The organism is Phycisphaerae bacterium (genome assembly GCA_017999985.1).
Classification (GTDB): Bacteria; Planctomycetota; Phycisphaerae; order UBA1845; family Fen-1342; genus JAGNKU01.
Window position 1 is genome coordinate 75,333 of the sequence record JAGNKU010000008.1, and the last position, 17,224, is coordinate 92,556.

At 69.4% G+C, this 17,224-nt stretch carries 15 protein-coding genes; 9 read left to right on the forward strand and 6 right to left on the reverse strand.

The features are described from left to right. Positions 1 to 77: 77 nt before the first annotated feature. Positions 78 to 1,403 carry an alpha-L-fucosidase gene (locus KA383_11995; GenBank protein MBP7746842.1) on the reverse strand — a complete coding sequence of 442 codons (1,326 nt, stop codon included), beginning with the start codon at positions 1,401 to 1,403 and terminating at the stop codon, positions 78 to 80. Positions 1,404 to 1,627: 224 nt separating this feature from the next. Here KA383_11995 and KA383_12000 point away from each other — a divergent pair, with 224 nt between their 5' ends. From KA383_12000 to KA383_12015, 4 genes are read left to right on the forward strand one after another with little or no spacing between them, the layout of a single operon-like run. Continuing rightward, positions 1,628 to 2,056, forward strand: a complete 429-nt coding sequence (locus KA383_12000; protein ID MBP7746843.1) for a hypothetical protein — start codon at positions 1,628 to 1,630, stop codon at positions 2,054 to 2,056. Positions 2,057 to 2,080: 24 nt separating this feature from the next. Beyond that, the gene (locus tag KA383_12005) at positions 2,081 to 3,283 is read left to right on the forward strand and encodes an ABC transporter permease (protein MBP7746844.1); all 1,203 of its coding nucleotides are present in this window, start codon (positions 2,081 to 2,083) and stop codon (positions 3,281 to 3,283) included. After that, entirely contained in the window at positions 3,280 to 3,954 is a 675-nt protein-coding gene (locus KA383_12010) for an ABC transporter ATP-binding protein (protein MBP7746845.1), read from the forward strand. Before KA383_12005 ends, KA383_12010 begins: the two co-directional genes overlap by 4 nt. Then, positions 3,947 to 4,732 (forward strand): hypothetical protein, encoded by a 786-nt coding sequence (locus KA383_12015; GenBank protein ID MBP7746846.1) that lies wholly within the window; start codon positions 3,947 to 3,949, stop codon positions 4,730 to 4,732. The genes KA383_12010 and KA383_12015 overlap by 8 nt, the downstream gene beginning before the upstream one ends. 13 nt (positions 4,733 to 4,745) lie before the next feature. Here the strand turns inward: KA383_12015 and KA383_12020 are convergent, their stop codons facing one another. After that, positions 4,746 to 5,249 (reverse strand): hypothetical protein, encoded by a 504-nt coding sequence (locus tag KA383_12020; GenBank protein ID MBP7746847.1) that lies wholly within the window; start codon positions 5,247 to 5,249, stop codon positions 4,746 to 4,748. A 254-nt stretch (positions 5,250 to 5,503) separates the two neighbouring features. On the opposite strand from KA383_12020, the gene KA383_12025 reads away from it, so the two are divergent. Continuing rightward, complete coding sequence (locus tag KA383_12025) at positions 5,504 to 7,237, forward strand: hypothetical protein (protein ID MBP7746848.1); 1,734 nt, start codon at positions 5,504 to 5,506, stop codon at positions 7,235 to 7,237. 18 nt (positions 7,238 to 7,255) lie between these two features. On the opposite strand, the gene KA383_12030 is transcribed toward KA383_12025, so the two are convergent. Next, positions 7,256 to 8,095: a hypothetical protein gene (locus KA383_12030; protein ID MBP7746849.1), complete on the reverse strand. Its 840-nt coding sequence runs from the start codon at positions 8,093 to 8,095 to the stop codon at positions 7,256 to 7,258. Between KA383_12030 and KA383_12035 the strand changes: the two genes are divergently transcribed. Both KA383_12035 and KA383_12040 read left to right on the forward strand, forming a co-directional pair. Continuing rightward, the gene (locus KA383_12035; GenBank protein MBP7746850.1) at positions 8,094 to 8,840 is read left to right on the forward strand and encodes a hypothetical protein; all 747 of its coding nucleotides are present in this window, start codon (positions 8,094 to 8,096) and stop codon (positions 8,838 to 8,840) included. The genes KA383_12030 and KA383_12035 overlap by 2 nt on opposite strands. 53 nt (positions 8,841 to 8,893) lie before the next feature. After that, positions 8,894 to 10,537 (forward strand): NAD+ synthase, encoded by a 1,644-nt coding sequence (locus tag KA383_12040; protein ID MBP7746851.1) that lies wholly within the window; start codon positions 8,894 to 8,896, stop codon positions 10,535 to 10,537. Between the two features lie 9 nt (positions 10,538 to 10,546). Here the strand turns inward: KA383_12040 and KA383_12045 are convergent, their stop codons facing one another. Further along, a complete protein-coding gene (locus tag KA383_12045; protein ID MBP7746852.1) occupies positions 10,547 to 11,116 on the reverse strand; it encodes a hypothetical protein in 570 nt (189 codons plus the stop codon). Between the two features lie 99 nt (positions 11,117 to 11,215). On the opposite strand from KA383_12045, the gene tmk reads away from it, so the two are divergent. Both tmk and holB read left to right on the forward strand, forming a co-directional pair. Beyond that, on the forward strand, positions 11,216 to 11,893 hold the full coding sequence (gene tmk, locus KA383_12050) for a dTMP kinase (protein MBP7746853.1): 678 nt from the start codon (positions 11,216 to 11,218) through the stop codon (positions 11,891 to 11,893). Beyond that, the gene (holB, locus tag KA383_12055) at positions 11,880 to 13,046 is read left to right on the forward strand and encodes a DNA polymerase III subunit delta' (GenBank protein MBP7746854.1); all 1,167 of its coding nucleotides are present in this window, start codon (positions 11,880 to 11,882) and stop codon (positions 13,044 to 13,046) included. Before tmk ends, holB begins: the two co-directional genes overlap by 14 nt. Before the next feature lie 13 nt (positions 13,047 to 13,059). Here holB and KA383_12060 read toward each other — a convergent pair whose 3' ends face one another. Then, positions 13,060 to 15,207: a tetratricopeptide repeat protein gene (locus KA383_12060; GenBank protein MBP7746855.1), complete on the reverse strand. Its 2,148-nt coding sequence runs from the start codon at positions 15,205 to 15,207 to the stop codon at positions 13,060 to 13,062. Further along, positions 15,188 to 17,080, reverse strand: coding sequence for a TolC family protein (locus tag KA383_12065; GenBank protein ID MBP7746856.1), 1,893 nt, complete (start codon positions 17,078 to 17,080; stop codon positions 15,188 to 15,190). The genes KA383_12060 and KA383_12065 overlap by 20 nt, the downstream gene beginning before the upstream one ends. Between the last annotated feature and the right edge of the window lie 144 nt (positions 17,081 to 17,224).

Below are 17,224 nucleotides of genomic sequence, written 5' to 3' on the forward strand. Positions count from 1 at the left end.
TCGCTCCGCCAGTATGAAAAATGGACGATCATTATCATTATGCGACCCTCCCAGGTGGCGTCCAAGCGCGGTCGGCGCTATGGCCGCCCCCCGGACGCCGCCCCCGGCGGTGCGTCCACAAGGAAGACCGCCAAGCGGCGAATGCACGGTTCCGCCACGGCCCGGACCGCGTGCCAGCGCACTTTCGCGACTTCGATGGGCGCAAACCGGTCGATCTTCTTGTGTCCGATCGACGTGCCACAACACAGCGCCTGCCACTGCCCGTTCACAAGTCCTTCGACAACGTACTCCCGCACACGCGCCCCTTCCGTGATCTGCTCCATCGTGATGACGTGATCGATCCGCGTCGGCTTGTCGAGGGACAACTCGACGGTCTCTCCTGTGCCGCTGGTCTCGGCGATGCACTTGTCGAAACGCCGCCGCAGCTCGGCGCCGAATTCGGCCGCCCGCGCGGCGGCATCCTCGGGAATCAAGCCGTCCGTGTTCGGCGTCTGGTTCAAGAGCAGCACGGCACCATGCCCCACCGAACGGTAGTAGACGTCGAGCAACTCCTCGACACTGCGAAGCTTTCGCTCCGGCTTCGTGCCCCAGAACCAGTGATGCGGGCTGACGTTGACCGTGTCACACTCCAGCGGCATCCACACGTCGCCGTCGGGATCGCTGTGCTCCGCCGTGGCTTCGCCGGTGCGGGCGGCGGCGGCCGGCAGCGTGTTCCAGGCGGGATCCGGAGCATAGCCCTGTTCGTTGCCCACCCACCGAATCGTGGCGTGCGGCCCCTGGAAGACCATCGCATCCGGGGCGCGCGCTTTCAAAATGTCGCCCACGGGAACCACGATGCTGCCGTCGAACCACACCTCCACGATCTCGCCGTAACGCGAGAGCAGCTCGGTGAGCTGCTGGCGATACAGCCGGTTGTACGTTTCCTGGGCTTCCGGCGTCGCGCACTTGCCGCCAAGCTTGACGCCGTGCTTGACGTCGGCAGGGCTGAGGTAGACGCCGAGGCGCATGCCACGCGCGCGGCACGACGCGGCGAGGTCGCGCATGACGTCGCCGTTCCCGTTGCGCCACGGCGTGTTGCGCACGCCGTAGTCAGTGCTGTCGGTCTGCCACCAGCAGAAGCCGCCGGTGTGCTTCGCGACGAAGACGATGTACTTGGCACCGAGGCTCTCGGCGACGCGGACCCACTGGTCGGTGTCGAGTTTCGCGGGGTTGATGTCGCTCAGGGGAGTCGAAAGGTCGTCGTACTCGCGGTTCTGCCAGGTCGCGGGGCCAAAGTGGATGAACATCCCGAACTCGAGGTCATGCCAGGCGGCCTGCGCGGGTGTCGGGCGCGCCAAGGGCGGGGGGTCGGTCGCCAGCGCGGCCGCAGGAACCAATCCGAACAACAGGGCTATTCGGCACATCGCGACGCTCCTCTGGGATGAACCGGTCTGCGCGGCGAACCGCTCCCGCGGCCGGGACTATCCTGACCCGGCTCACGGTGTCTTTCCGAACAGGCAGTTCGTCGCGCGGCCGTGGACGCCCACGACCGCGTGTGCGATGATACCATGTTTGTGCAGCGTGACGCGCTGGGTCCTGGCCGCCGGCCGGGGGTGGCGCCGGTCGCGAGTCTGTCCGAGACTGTTTGATGGGTCGTGCGACCTACTATTCGCCGCTGTGGCTGGGGGCGTTGCTGGTGCTGGCGCTGAATGAGCCGCTGCGCGTGGGCCTCACGCTCCCCGATGCGACGGAGTGGCTGATCGTGGCGGCTTTGGCGATTGCGGCCGGCCTGCAGAGCCAAGTACTGCTGGTGGGGGCCCAGGGCGCGTTCGCGCAGGTCCTCCCAGTGCCGTGGGGCCGCTCGGTTCGCGGCCGCAGTGCCGCCCTGGCCGGCTGGCTCCTGATTGCCTGGGTCTGGCTCAGCGTGGTGACGGTCATGCTCGGCTTCGAGACCGTCACGCAAGCTGCGTTGGTGGTGGGCGTGCTCAGTCTCGCCGCGCTGGCCGGGGCCCTGATCGTGTACATCTGGAACATCCCGGCTGCGGTGCGTGACTTCGCGACCGACGAACGACGCTAGGCGCTCGCCGCGCAAAGGACCGGCATGCTCGCGCTCGCCTGGGCCAACTTGACGCACCACAAGCTCCGCACGGCGCTCAGCGCGCTCGCGGTCGGCATCGGCATCATGCTGATGCTCGTGTCGCGCGGGCTGGCCGACGGCTCGCTGGCCGAAGTGAACCAGCGCATGCAGAGCGTGAACGCCGAGCTGGTCATCCTGCCGGCCCAGGACAACATCATTTTCACCAACGGGGCCCCCTTCCGCGCCAGCCACGAGCGGCGCCTGCAGACCCTCAGCGACGCGCACGGCCCGCTGGCGACCGCGGTCATCCCCGTCTTCTTCGGCCAGGTGCAGATGGGCGGGCAGCAGCAACGGCTCTTCGGTGTCGATCCCGCGCAGATGCCGCTCTTCCTGGCATCGTATCGCGTCGTAGCCGGCGGGCTGTTCGACCGGGCCAGCGCCTTCGCCGACCGCGTGCGCGCGGGGGCCACCGCGCCCGCGAGCATGAGCGATCCCGCCTACGCCGCGTACATTGCCGACGGGCTCGAACTCGTGATCGACGAGCGGTTGCAGCGCGTAGGCAACTACCAGCTCGGCGACCAGGTCCAGATCATGGGGCAGGTCTTCCGCATCGTGGGCATCATCGAGACCGGTGTCGCCGGCCGCGTGTTCGCCCCGCTCCAGACGCTGCGCGAGATCGTGGTCGCCGGCGAGCCGACCGCGAGCATGTACTTCGTCAAGCTGCGCCCCGGGCTGGACGCCGCGGCCACGGCCGACCGCTTCCAGAGCGAGTTCGCGGCCGACGTGCGCGTCGAGTTGAAGAGCGAGTACGGCCATCTGCTCCGGGCCAGCTTCGCGTCGGTCAGCCTGTACCTGAACGCGTCCAGCGGCGTGGCGCTGGCCGCGTGCTTTCTGTTCATCCTTCTGACGATGTACACGATGGTCATCGAACGCACGCGCGAGATTGGCATCCTCAAGTCGCTCGGCGTCACGCGGTTGGGACTGGTGCGGCTGTCCGTCCACGAAGCCCTGTTGATCTCGCTGGGCGGCGTCGCGATCGGCCTGGCGCTGGCGTATGGCGTCCGGGCGCTGCTCGCGGTCATCAAGCCGCTGCTGACGGTCGACTTCGGTGGCGACGATTGGTTGATTGCCGTCCTGGTTGGCGTGGCCGGCGGGACGCTCAGCGCGCTGTATCCCGGATACCGGGCGGCCCGCCTCGATCCGGCCGTGGCCTTGAGTCGCGAATGAATGACGCCCTGATGATCGACGTCGCCGGCCTGCACCATGCGTACACGCACGGCGCCGTGGTCGAACCCGTGCTGCACGGCCTGCAACTCCAGGTGCGGCGCGGCGAGTTCGTCGTCATCATGGGCCCCTCGGGCTGCGGCAAGACGACGCTGCTGAACGTGCTGGGCCTCATGCTCACGCCCACACAGGCCGAGCGGCTCTGCATCGCCGGTCGCGACACGCGCGGGCTGAGCGACGCCGACCGCACGGCCTTGCGGCGCGCCGCCCTCGGTTTCGTCTTTCAGCGCTTCAACCTGTTGCCGACGTTGAATGTGCGCGGCAACGTCGGTCTGCCGCTGCGGCTGCGCGGCGCCGTGGCCGACGGGCAGGTGGACCGGTTAATCGAGCGCGTCGGGCTGAGCGCCTACGCGCACAAGAAGCCCGCGTACCTCTCCGTCGGGCAGCAACAGCGCGTCGCGATCGCCCGCGCCGTGGTGGGCGCCCCGGCGCTGCTGCTTGCGGACGAGCCGACCGGCAACCTGGATTCGGCCAACGCGAGTGCAATCCTCGAGCTGCTGTCCGAGCTGCACCGCGAGCAGGGCCAGACGGTCGTCATGATCACGCACAACGAGCAGCTCGCGATCAAGGCGGATCGCGTGCTGCACATGCGCGACGGGTGTTTCGTTGACTGACGGCGCAGGCAGCCCGGACGGCCCGGCCGCGGAACACAGCCTGCCCGGCCTGCGCGCCTGGTTCGCCTTCTTCATCATGTGGATGCTCGCCTGGGCGCTCGCGGCGCTGGCATCCTTCGAGCGCTCCGAGCAGGGCGACGCGTTCGCGCTGCGCGTGTGGGTGCTGGCGCTGACGTGCTTCTATCTCTCGCTGTGCAACGCCTTCCTGCCGCTGCCGACCGCGTGGATCGTCTTCCTCGCCGCGCTGCCCGAATACACGCTCGTGCAGACGGCGTGGCTACGCGTGCCGCTGGTCGCCGGCGTGCTCAGCCTGGCCACCGTCGTCGCGAACCTCAACGAATACCACCTGCTCACGTATGTGCTGCGGTTTGGCCTGGGGCGGCGCATCCGGCGGGCACGCGTCTATGGCTGGGCGCTGCGCTGGTTCGACCGCAGCCCGTTTCAGTTGCTCGCACTGGTCGCGTTCATTCCGATTCCGGTGGACGCCGTGCGCTGGCTGGCGATTCTGCGGGAATACTCGCGCGTGCGCTTTGCCCTGGCGTACTTCGTCGGCCGCGGGGCACGCTACCTGCTCTTCGCACTCTGCGCGTTGTGGTTCGCGCTGACCCCGCGCCAGGTCCTGGTCCTGCAGATCGTGCTGGTCGTGCTGGCCGGATTGAGCCGACTGGCGTGGCGGCTACTGTGGCCTGCGCGCCGGGCTGGCGCAGCGCCGGACGCCACCACGGTTGAGGCCGTCCTGGCCCCGGCCGGGACCGCCGGCCAACAGAGTACGAAGTGACCGCCCCCGGTCGTCAGTGGCCCGCCTTGGGCGCCGCATGTTCCGCCGGCGGCGTTTGGGCTGCCGTCGCCTGTGCAGCGGGGCGCGGCACGAGTTCGCGCGGCGGAAACACCCGTGGCAGCACCAGCACCGCCGCCACCGCGACGGCAAGCGTGGCCAGCGCGACCAGCCCGATTAGTCGCCGCACGGGCAGCGGGATCCACCCGAACGGCCAATTCGCCGCCGCCAGCAGGGTGTCCAGAAAGCGATAGACCAGCCCGTGGGCCGTGTCTGTGGGCGGGGCCTCGGGGGCAGCTTGCGGTTCGGGACCGGGCGGCATGCTCGGGGGCGGCACCGGGCGCGGCGGCGCGCTGACCAGCGGCTCGCGCGGCGCCGGAGACATCCGCGGCCCCTCCACCGGAATCACTGTGCCGTCGTCCAGGCTCGGAATCCCCGCGGCCTGTCGCTCGGCTTCCGCCAGCGCAGCCTGGATCTCGTCGTCGCTGACGATGGAGGAACTCGGCTGCTGATCGGACATTGCCTGCATCCTGGACTGGGCCGCGCGCGGCCGTCTCCAGGTAGCATCGACCGAACGCCGGTCCGTCTGCAAGAACCAGCCCCGGCGGGCCGACAGCGTCCGATAGCGTACCGCCGCCGCCAGGTCGCCGGGCTTGTCGAAAGTTGTCCACGCCGGATCGACTTTGCGGTCCAGTCACGATCTAATCAGGTGGACGCTCGAGCGAGACCATGGCGTGCTGGCACCTCGAGCATGCATGTCGCAGGAGACGAACCATGCGAAGGATGCTGGCGTTGGCGGGGCTGGCATTCGGGTTGCCGTGGGTGGCATGGGGCCAGGCGCCGACCAGCCAGTCGGCGGCGTTGCCGGCAGGCGTGGAACGCGTGTTGAAGTACGTCCCCGATGACACACACTTGCTGATCATCGTGCCGAGCATGGACGGCCTGGCGACCGGCGTGGCGGCTTTCGGCAAGGCGATCGTGCTGCCGGAGCTGGCCGAAGTGAACGCCCGCGAAATGCTGACCGAGATGCTAGGTGCCAACGCGGCCGCGCTGGACACGCACGGGGCGCTGGTCCTCGCGCTGTCGGCGGCGCACGATGAGCCGCTGCTGCTCGCGACGCTCGCGCGGGACGAAGGCTGGAAGGGCACGACGCAGCCGACCCGGCTGGACGACGAAACGCTTGTCTACGAGTTCGGCCCCGAGCGGTTCCTGGCGGCCAGCACGAACGGGGTGGCCATCCTGGCGCGTGAGAAATCCGAGCTGCGACGGGCACTCGAGGCGCGCGGCAAGGGCGGCGAGCGCTGCGCCGCGGCGCTGGCGCCGTGCCTCGCGCAGCGGCAAGTCGCGCTGTACGTCGATATCCCGGCGTGGAAGAGCGTGATCGATGCACAGATGACGCTGGTCTCACAGGGCATGTACATGGGAATGGCGGCGGCCGGGCCGGACGCCGAACTCGGCATGCAGGTGTGGAACTGGATGCTGGAGCAGGTCAAGAACATCGTGGCCGAGTCACGTACCTTCGTGGCCACCGTGCGCATCGACGCGCAGGGGGTTTGCGCGGACGGCCGGGCGACTTTCGACGCCGACGGCCAGGTCGTGCGCTATCTTCAGGGCGTGCAGCGCCCGCGGCGGGACCTGCTGCGCGGCTTGCCGACCACTACGGCCCCGGTGCTCATGGCGTTCGAGTGGGAGGAAGCCCCCGGCGCCGTGGGGCCACAGGAAGCGATGTCCAGGGCCATCCTACGGATGGACGCGGTGAAGGAGAAGATCGACGGCGAGAAGCTCGCCACGGTCATGAAACAGACCATCGAGATGAATCGCCGCGTGCCCGGCAGCAGCGCCGTGTTCAGCTTCAGCCCCGAGGAGCGCGGCCTGCTCTACTGGGGCCTGTATCTCACGCGCGAGGGACCGGCGGTGCAGCGCGAGATGCGCTCCATCTGGGAACTCACACCCGAGCTGGTCAACGCCTGGGGCACGTTCCCCGGCGCGCTGGCCCGCGGCGAGCCGGAGAGAATCGGTGGCGTGGACGCCGACGTGTACAAGTTCGATTTTGACACCGATGCGGCGCTGCGCCAGCCCATGCTCCAGGCGCTCTACGGCAGGGATCCCACGCTGTACATGGCGCCGCACCCAGAGGGGCTGGCCTATGCGTTCGGCCCGCAGACCGAGGCCCGCGCCCGGCTGGCGGACATCCTGGACACCGAACGTCCGCCGTTGCGTACCGCCGCCCGGGTCACCAGCCTGTTCAAACACTTCAGCGCCGATCCGCAATGCTGTCTGGTGGTCGATCTGCCCGCGGTTTTCCGCAGCGTGAGTGGCATGCTGGCCCAGTTCGGGCTGCCCGTGCCCGCGGTGGAACTGAAGGACGAGCAGCCGCCCCTGGCTGGCGCGACGCTCTACCTCGAGCCCGAGAGCATCCGCACCGAGCTCTTCGCTCCGGCCGAGCCCATCAAGGACCTCATCAAGGCAATCGGGAGTCTAGACGGCGGTAAGAGCGAGGCGTATTAGCGGCCGGCGTTCGCAGGCTCAGGCACGCACATCGAATCCGAGCGTCGCGGTGCCGTTCGCGGCGCCATAGGCGCCCACCGCCGCCCGCTGAACCATCCCCCTTGAACCGCGCGCCGCTTCAGCCGTGGCAGCGGCCTGTTCCGCCCGCGCTCGCTGCATCGCCGCTTCGGCTTCCGCCGCCACCCGCATGTCCTGCGCCGAAGGATCGGCCGGGGCGAGCGCCGCCGCCCGCACGGTCTCCATCTTCCGGATGGTGGCTGCCGGATCGTCCTCGATGGGCGACGTATCGATGTGCACCTCGCCGGCCGTCGCGTACTGACGCCCATCGGGGCCGGTCTCGTACTCGAACTGGGCGCCGCCGTGTGCGTGGGCCCCGGCCGCGGCCTGGTGGGCCGCCTCGTGCCGGCGCACTTCCGCGTCGCGTTGCTTCAATTCGGCGACGCGTTCCTGCTCCTCACGACCGAGCTGCTCCGCGCGCTGCGCGGCCCGCGCCGCGGGGCTCAGCTCGACCGTGTCACCGTCCTCGGTCGCGGCTTCCTCAGACGGCGTTTCGGGGCGCGTCCCCACGGCGCGCAACGGTTCGATCCGTGCGGCCAGACGCGCGAGCGCAAAGCCGCTCCCAAACGGATCGACCAGTCCCGATAACACTCCGCTGATCGTCACAGCACTCTCCGGCGCGCGGGCGAGTGGCACACCCTGCACAGATCGGTCGCCGGTGCATGGCCCTTGACCGCCTCCAGCCGAACCCGCGGCCGGAACCGCCCAAGCACGCGCCGGCGTCTCGCCGGCTATCCCCGGAGGCCCTATAATGGCCGCCGGGAACGCGGGTCGCAGTGCGACCCGGGAGGTAGAGCGCATGGCCGCGCAAGTCTCATTCTGGCAGCGGGTGGGCAGTCTGTTTCGCACCGACTCGGGAATGGGCCGGGACCGCCGACCGGGCGCGCTCGAGTCCAGCGGCCGGCTGGAAAGTTCGGTGGCCGCCCCGCTCGACCGCAGCGGCAATCACGCCGAGCCGTTCTGGCGCCGGCCCGCGGCGCGCAGCGCGCAGGCCCGCGAAACCGCGCTGCGCGTCGTCGAGCTGGCCGAAGCGCTGCAGCAACACTTCCGGCAGCAGGACCAGCGCGCGGCCGAGCTGGCCGGGTCGCTCGACCGCGTCGGCGGCACTCTCGAACAACTGGCCGCGGCGCAGCGCGCCCACGGCGAGTATCTGCGCTCGATCGCCGAGCACACCGAGTCTGCGGGCAAGAATGCATCGTCGCTCACGGCCACGCTCAGCCGCGTGCCCGAGTCCCTGCTCGCGCAGGCCGAGGCCATCCGCACCGTGGCGCGGCACCTCGAGATCGCGCAGGAGTCCGACACGCAGCTCATGCACTCGCTGCAGCAGTTCGGGCGGGCGGTCGACACGCTGGGCTCGTCCGGCACGGCCCAGGTCGAAGTGCTGCAACGCCTGCATGCGGCCCAGCATGAGCAGCAGGCGGCCATGATGGCCCTGGTGCGCGAACAAACCCGGCGCTATCTGATCGTGCTCGTCGTCACCGGCGTGCTGGCCTTGGGTGCGCTGGTCGCGCTGATCACGCTGTTGTTCCTGCGCTGGTCGCCGTAACCGCCGGCCCGTCGGCCGTGGCACCGCCGCGCGGCGCCGGATAAGCTGCCCGCATGAAGATCGCGCTCGTTCAGACCAATCCGACCATCGGCGACATCGCGGGGAACACGCAAGCGGTGCTGCGCGGGATGCGGCGCGCCGCCGCCGCGGGGGCCGAGTTGGCGGTATTTCCTGAGCAGACCCTGATCGGCTATCCGGCCCGGGACCTGCTGCTGCGCCGCGAGGTGATCGAACGCAACCTGGCAGCCCTCGCAGAACTGGCGGCCGCCGCGACGGACGTGGCCGTGATCGTCGGCTACGCGGAGCCGAGCACGCGCGCGTTCGGCCGGCCGCTGTTCAACGCGGCGGCGCTGCTGCACCGCGGGCAAGTTCTGGCCCGCTGGCAAAAGCGGCTGCTGCCGACGTACGACGTGTTCGACGAGGTGCGCTACTTCGAACCGGGCGGACTGCAACCGGTCGTCGAACTGGGCGGCCTGCGTCTGGGCGTGACGATCTGTGAAGACATGTGGTCGCGCGAGGAGATGCTCGGCCAGCCGCTGTACGACTGCGACCCCATCCAGGATCTCGCGGCCGCCGGGGCCCAGGTCGTGCTCAATATCGCGGCGTCTCCGTACTTCCTCGGCAAGCATGACCTGCGCTTCGGGCTGATGGCGGAGCACGCCCGGCGCCATCGCGTGCCACTGCTGTTCGTCAACCAGGTGGGCGGCAACGACGAGCTCATCTTCGACGGCTCGAGCACGGTGGTCGACGCCGGCGGCCGGCTCGTCGGCCAGGCCGCGGCGTTTGCCGAGGACCTGCTGCTCGTGGAACTGAGCAACCTGCCGGCCACGCGGCGCGCGCTGCAGCCCGACGGGCCAGCCAGCCTGCACGCGGCACTTGTGCTCGGCCTGCGCGACTACTTGCGCAAGTGTGGGTTCCACGCCGCCCTGGTCGGGCTCTCGGGCGGCATCGACTCCGCGGTGGTCGCGGTACTGGCGGCGGAGGCGCTCGGCCCGCAAAACGTCCAGGGCGTCGCGATGCCCAGCCGTTTCAGCAGCGACCACAGTGTCACCGACGCCCGCGTGCTCGCCGAAAACCTCGGCATCCAGTACGCGCAGATCGAGATCGAGCCGATGCACGCCGCGTTCGAGCGCACGCTGCAGCCGCATTTCGCCGGCCGGCCGCCCGACATCGCCGAGGAGAACATCCAGGCCCGCACGCGCGGCGTCATTCTCATGGCGCTGTCCAACAAGTTCGGCCGCCTGCTGCTGACGACCGGGAACAAGAGCGAATTGGCCGTGGGCTACTGCACGCTGTACGGCGACATGGCCGGCGGGCTCGCGGTGATCAGCGACGTGCCGAAGACCATGATCTACACGCTGGCACGGTATATGAACGTGCGGGCCGGCCGGCCGTTGATCCCCGAGGGCACGCTGACCAAGCCACCCTCCGCCGAGCTGCGTCCCAACCAGACAGACCAGGACACGCTGCCGCCCTACGAGGTGCTGGATGAAATCCTGGAGCGCTACGAAGTCCGTCTGCAAGATGCTGACGAGATCGTCGCCGCCGGCTTCGAGCGGGCCGTGGTCACGGACGTGCTGCGCAAGATCCAGCTCAGCGAGTACAAGCGCCGGCAGGCGGCCCCCGGTCTGAAGGTCACCTCGCGGGCTTTCGGCTTCGGGCGCCGCATGCCCATCGCCGCGCGGTACCCGCAGTGACGGTGGCGGTCAGCGCCGGTTGATCGCGCGCCAGCTCGGCCGGTCATAGCCTCCAACGTGCAGCGCGTGAATCTCGCCGATGCGCCAGCCTGCGGGCGTCCGCACGAACCGCAGCGACCACGCCGTGTTGAGCGTGCCCGCATAGGAATCCAGCCGCACATCCGACAGGTAGGTGACGGAGACGTGGAACGCCTCCGCCTGCGACTCGCGGACGTTGAGTTCCCACCGATCGATCCAGTTGACGCGCACATGGTCCAATTGGTGGCGGACATAGGTCAGGAAGTCATCGCGACCCAGGCCCTCGCTCTCGAAGTCTGGCGCCAGAGCCGCTTCCAGGGCGGCCGTGCGCGCGGCCACGATGTCGCGCTCAATCGCCGCCAGGATACGCCCGGCGTGCTCGCGACGCGTGACCACCAGTACCTGGACCAGCAACAGTGCCGCAGCCACGCCGAGGCCGAGCAGCAGGGGGCGGACCTGACCGCTGCGGCGCCAGTGCACCAGCAGCGCGAACAGCACCAGCCCCAGCACGGACCCCAGCGCCGCCACGGATTCGAACAGCAACCAGGTGACCCACTCCATGCTCGTCCCCGCTCATGCCGCCATTCATGCTGCCGCCACATTTACCCGCGCCGCACTCCGCGGTTGCTGCCCACGCCCGTTTCCACTAAGTTTCACACCATGAGTCTCGGCGGAAAATTCATCGTCATCGACGGCCCCGACGGCTCCGGCAAAGGCACGCAACTCACGCGCCTCGCCGCTTGGATCGACGGCCAAGGCGGTCGCTGCCGCCGGGCCCGCGACCCGGGGGGCACCGAGATCGGCGACCGCATCCGTCACATTCTACTCGGTTACGACCTGTCCCGGATGGACCCGCGCTGCGAAGCGCTGCTGTTCATGGCCTCTCGCGCCCAGCTCGTCGCCGAGGTGATCCGCCCGGCACTCCAGGCCGGCGAGACCGTGCTCTGCGACCGGTTCATCTCCGCGACCTGTGCGTACCAGGGCGCGGTCGGCGTGCCGGCGACCGAGATCATCGCGCTCGGGCGGCTGGCCGTGGGTGACACGTGGCCGGACCTGACCATCGTGCTGGATCTCCCGCCGGAGGTCGGCTTCGGTCGCACGGGCCGCAAGCCGCACCACGTCGGCAAGCGCGACGATGCCGGCCAGACGACCATGTTCGACGGCGCGACCGCCGACGCGATGGAGCGGCGACCGCTCGAGTTTCACCGCCAGGTGCGCCAGAACTTCCGCGACCTGTCGGCGGTCTATCCGACGCCGGTCGTGCTGATCGACGCCAGCCGCGACGCGGACGCAGTCTGGCAAGACGTCCAGGAGGCGGTGCAGCGTGCAGCTCAGTGAGGTCCGCCACCAGGAACGCGCGGTGTCCATCCTCCGCCGGGCCCTGCGCAGCGGTCGCACGCATCACGCCTACCTGTTCGAGGGGCCGGCAGGCGTCGGCAAGGAACTGGCCGCCCGTGCGCTGGCGGCCCAGCTGCTCTGCGAGGACGACCAGCGCGCGGCCGACGCCGACGCCTGCGGACGCTGCCCCGCCTGCCGGGTGTTCGCCGCGGGCAACCACCCCGATTTTCACCTGATTCACCGCGGACTGCACAAGCTCCATCCCGAACCCAAAATCCGCCGGCAGAAGGGCCTGTTCCTGGTCATCGACGTCGTCCGCCACTTCCTCATCGAGCCGGCGACCATGAAGCCGACGCAGGGCCGCCGCCGCGTGTTCGTCATCCGCGACGCCGAGCGCATGAACGACGAAGCCCAGAACGCCCTGCTCAAGACGCTGGAAGAACCCCCCGGCACGGCATGCCTGATCCTGGTGACGTCTTCGGCCGACCGCCTGCTGCCGACGATCCGCTCGCGCTGCCAGCGCATCCCCTTTGGGCTGCTGCCGACGACGTTCGTCGCCCGGGAATTGCAGTCGCGGGCCGGGCTCGATCCGACGGACGCCCGCGCGCTGGCTGGCCTGGCTGATGGCCGGCTCGGCGTCGCGCTGCAGTGGCACGCGTTCGACCTGCTCGCGACCCTCAGCGACGTGAACACGTGCCTCGCGCGCGTGCCGGACGCCGATCTGGAGACATTCGGAAAGACGCTCGTCGCGCTGGCGACCGAATTGGCCATGCGGGCACAGCCCGAGCCGACGGATGAAGCGGACATGGAGGACGACGAGGACGAGGACGAGGATGAGGACGACGACACGCCGTCCAAGTCATCCCGCAAGGTCCCCACGGATGTCTTGCGCGACGCGTACAAGCTTGTGCTGCTGCTGATAGGCGCCACGTACCGCGACGCCCTGCTGATTCAGAGCGGCGCCGCGGCGCTGCGTGTGTTGCCGCAGGCCACCCGGGCCGAGACGCTGGCGCGGGAGGCGTCGCCCGCGCTGCTCGACCAGTGCATTCTGGCCATCGGCGAAGCCGAAGTGATGCTGGATCGCAACGTCGCTCCTCAGCTTGTCGGCGAGCGCCTGGCCGTCGCCCTGCTCGGCGAGCTGCCGGTCACGTGATGCCGGCCGCCGCTCACCGGCGGCGCAGAAACTCCAGGCGCTGCGCGACTACCCGTTTGAGCGGGTCATCCGCGTCCAAGCCGCGTTCCACGCGCTGGTACAGCTCGATGGCCGCGGCCCGCTGGCCATTCTGCTCGTATGCTTCCGCCAGGTTGATGCCGGTGCGGGGCTCGCCTGGGCGCAGCTCGTGTGCCCGCAGCGCATGCCGCAGGGCGGCCGCGGGATCGTTGTGCGCAAGTAACGGCGCCAGGTTCGTGTGTGCCTCCCAATCCTCCGGATCCAGTGTCACGACGCGCTCGAAGAGCGCCCGGGCCTCATCCTCCGCGTGGGTCAGGTACAGCACCTTGGCCAGCTCGCGCAGGGCGACGGCGTTCTCGGGGGCCAGCTCCACCGCCCGGCGCAGCGCGGCGCGGGCTTCCTCGTACAATCCGCTTTGTAGCAGCGCGCGGCCCAGTTCCAGCCGGGCCTGCGGATCGTCCGGCTGCGCGGCGGCCTGCGCGCGCAGCGCGGCCAGGCGCCGCCCCGCATCGCCGCCCTGCAGCAGCGCCTGGCGCGTCGCCCGCGCGTTGCGGTTGCGCGGATCCAGCTCGAGCGCCGTCTCGACATCGAGCAGCGCCAGATCCAGTTCTCCATGCTGGGCATGCAGTTCCCCGCGTAGCGCCAGGGCCTCCGCGTAGCTCGGGTGCAGACGCACCGCCGTGTCGGCATAGCGCAGCGCTTCCTGTAAGATGGCCAGGCGCTGCTCGGGCACCTCGGTCCGCGCCGCGAGCTTTAGCAGTTCAACGGCACAGCCGAAATTCAGGTACGCCCCGGCCGGGTACGTCTGCACGTCGCTGCCGAACAGCCGCGCCGTGTTGCTCCAGTCGCCGTTCCGCAGCGCCGCGCGCAGCCCCAGCACCGCCACGAGCAGCACGCCGAGCAGGCGCAGCAGCCGCGCGCTCTGCGCCAGCGCCTGGCCGGGCGCGCAATGGCGCCGCCACAGCTCGACCACGCCCAGCGCCACCAGCATCAGGATCGGCACGGATGGCCAGTACATGACCCGCTCCGCCACCGCGACGCCGATCAGCAACAGCGTGTTCGAGAACAGCCCATAGCTCGCCAGGCTCAGCGCCGTCAAAAGCGCCAGCGTCCGTCCGAGCGCACCGCCGCGCCAGAAGCCGACCAGCGCCAGCAGCAGCGCCAGCGCCGCGACCAGGCCCAGCAGGCTCAGCGCCGTCACGCCGTGGCGCGGATCGATGATCGCCAGACCGTAGTCGCAGCTCAGCTTGGCTGGCACGAGTATGAGCCGCGCATAGTGCCCGAGCACGGTCAAAGCGCCCACGGCGCGCTGCCAGGCCGCCGCCGTCACCAGCGGATTCATCAGCACGTCCGCCGGCTCACCGCGAAACAGCACGTGATCCAGCGCGAGGTAACGCAACGGGAAATACACGAGCAGCGGCGGCAGCAGGACCGCCAGCGCACCCGCCCACCAGCGCCATGTCCGCCGCGCGCCGCGCTGCGCGAACCACAGTACCAGCAGCGCCACCGCCGGGTAGCAGACCGCGGACTCCTTCGACAAGAGCGCCAACAGGAACAGCGGCGTCGCCCCGGCGACGCGGCCCAGCCCCGGCCGGCCCGCCCGCGGCAACAGCACGAGCAGTCCGAGCAACAGGAACAGGGCCGCCAGCACTTCCGCCCGTCCCACGACGTTGGCGACGGCCTCGGCGTGCACCGGGTGGACCGCGAACAGCACGGCCGCCACCGTGGCGACGGCCTCATCCTGCACGAGCCGCCGCGCGAATTGCCACACCAGCAGGCACACGGCGGCATGCAGCGCGATGTTGGCCACGTGATAACCGAGCGGTCGATACCCGTGGACCGCGTAATTCAGCGCCAGGCTGAACAGCGTCAACGGGCGATACAGGCGGTCGCGGCGCGGGTTGGACTCCGGGCCGCTCTCGGCCAGCTTCCACCAGTCGGAGAGCCAGAGCGCACGGAAATCGGTGAGGTTGCGGATGCGCGGATTATCGACGATCAGCGGCTGGTCGTCGTAGGCGAAATGATTGGTCGCGCTGCTGGCGAAGCACGCCAGCCCGAGCACCGGCGCCAGCCACCACCCGACCCGGCCCAGGCGCCGCGGGCCCGCGCCGCCCGGCGCCGGCTCACTTGGCCGAGCGCACATCGGACACGGCCACGTTGTTGTATTCCAGCAGCGTGCCCTTGGCCTTCTCGAGCTCCACGATGCCGATGTTGTAGTCGGTGACCACGGTCAGCAGCGTGGACCGCGTGCTCGCAAGCTGCTCCACCGCGCCGAGCTCCGTCTGCAGGTAGTTCGGGTCGATCCGCTGCGTGCGAGCCTGCAGCGCCCGCAGGTTCAACGAGGCCGCCTTGACCGATTCGAGCGCCGGCGGAAGCTGTTCGTATCGCACCATCAGCGTGCGAATGTCAAGGTTGACCTCCTGCACGATCGCGTCCGTGATCTGGTTCAGCGACACCACCGCCTGCTGCTCCTGCAGTCGGGCCCGCCGGTGCGCGGCCCGCGCGGCCCGCTCCCCGAAGTTGTAGACAAAGCTCGCGCCCAGACTGTACGAGATGAATCGGTTGGTGGTCAGGTTGTCGAAGCTGTTGTCCGCCGTGTCCTTCAGCCCCTGCACCTCGTACTGGAACGTCACGTCCAACTGCGGCAAGATCGCGTTCTTGGCCGCCGCCGTGCCGATGCGGGTCTGGTCGATCCGCTTGCGAGCCTGGATGATCTCGGTCCGCCGGTCGAGCGCCGTACGTACCTCGGCGAAGTGGTCCACCACCGTCGGCGCAACGTAGGGCGTCTCGGTCGGGATGATCTCGATGGCGTCCGACAGCTTGAGCGTGGGGTCGTTCAGCACGTTCTTGAGCTGGTCTTCCGCGTCGCGCACCAGCTTCACCGTCTCGAGGTAGCTCACGTACTGGCTCTGCCAGCGCGAGCGCGAGTTCTCCACCTCGACCTGCGTCGCATCGTGGTCGAGCCGCTCAACCATGTTCTGGTACGTCACCAGGTACTGCGCGGTCGACAGCGCGAAGATCGCCACGCGCCGCCGGGCCTGCGCCAGCTGCCAGTATGTCCGCTCGACTTCCAGCAGCGTGTCACGCACCTGCTGAACGAACGCCTCCTGGCTGATCTCGAAACTCAGCCGGTTGATGTTGATCTGCGCCCGGTTCACGTCCAGCCCGAAACCCCGCAGCAGCGGCTGGCGCAGCTCGGTGATGAAGTTCGTCGAATAGGAGGGGTTGAGCGTCTGGTACTGCTCCGGCAGATCGTTCTTTGACCGCGTCAGACCGGTCGAGACCGAGGCCTGCATGCCGGTGGGCAGCAGCTTGCGGATCCCGCCGCTGATGGCACGCGTGTCACTGGTCCCGGGCACGAACGACGACGCGGTGGCCTGGTCGCGCTTGGCCCACGAGGTGTCCAGGAAAAACGCCGCGTCGAACGCCGCCTCGGCCTCCACCACCTGCGTCTGGGCGATGGCCGGGTTGTGCGCTTCGATCCGGATCGTGTAGTTGTTCTCGATCGCGCGCTGGATGCACTCGGACAGGCTCAGCCGCACCTGCTCCGGCCGCGCCAGCATCGCCAGATACTCGTTCGCCTGCTGATACATCCGCTCGCTGGCACGCACGATCCGCTGGTCAGGCCGGTTGGCCTCCTCCTGCCGCAGCCGCTCCAGCCGTCGGGCCTGCACCGCCGGTGCGTCGCTCGGGTCGGGAATTTCGTCGAGCACCTCGGCGGGGGACGGCTGCGACGTCGCGGCGGGCTGGGTCATCAGCGACGCGCGGGCCGGCAATTGCGCTTGCGCCGCCACGGGCTGTACGAGGGGGCCGCCCCGCCGGCGCATGGGCGCCGCATCGTCCGGCGGCGTCGCCTGCTGCTGGTGTTGCACGAGCATCCGGTCCCGATACGCCGAGATCGACTTCTCGACGTCGGATGACTCGATCTGGCACCCAAGCAGGAGCGCCGCCAGCACCATGATGAGGATCTGCCGCCCCTGCCCGGCCCGTTCTGTGCTCGACAACTCGGTCTTCATCGCCTGCCCACGCCCCCCCGACGCATCGCCGCGCCTCGATGACTCCACATGGCGGCGATGATAGGTAGGGCCTGTGCGGGTGTCAAACCGCCGCCGGTGCGTCGCGTGCCGGCCCCCGCCGGCTATCATGGTCGGAAATCGTCA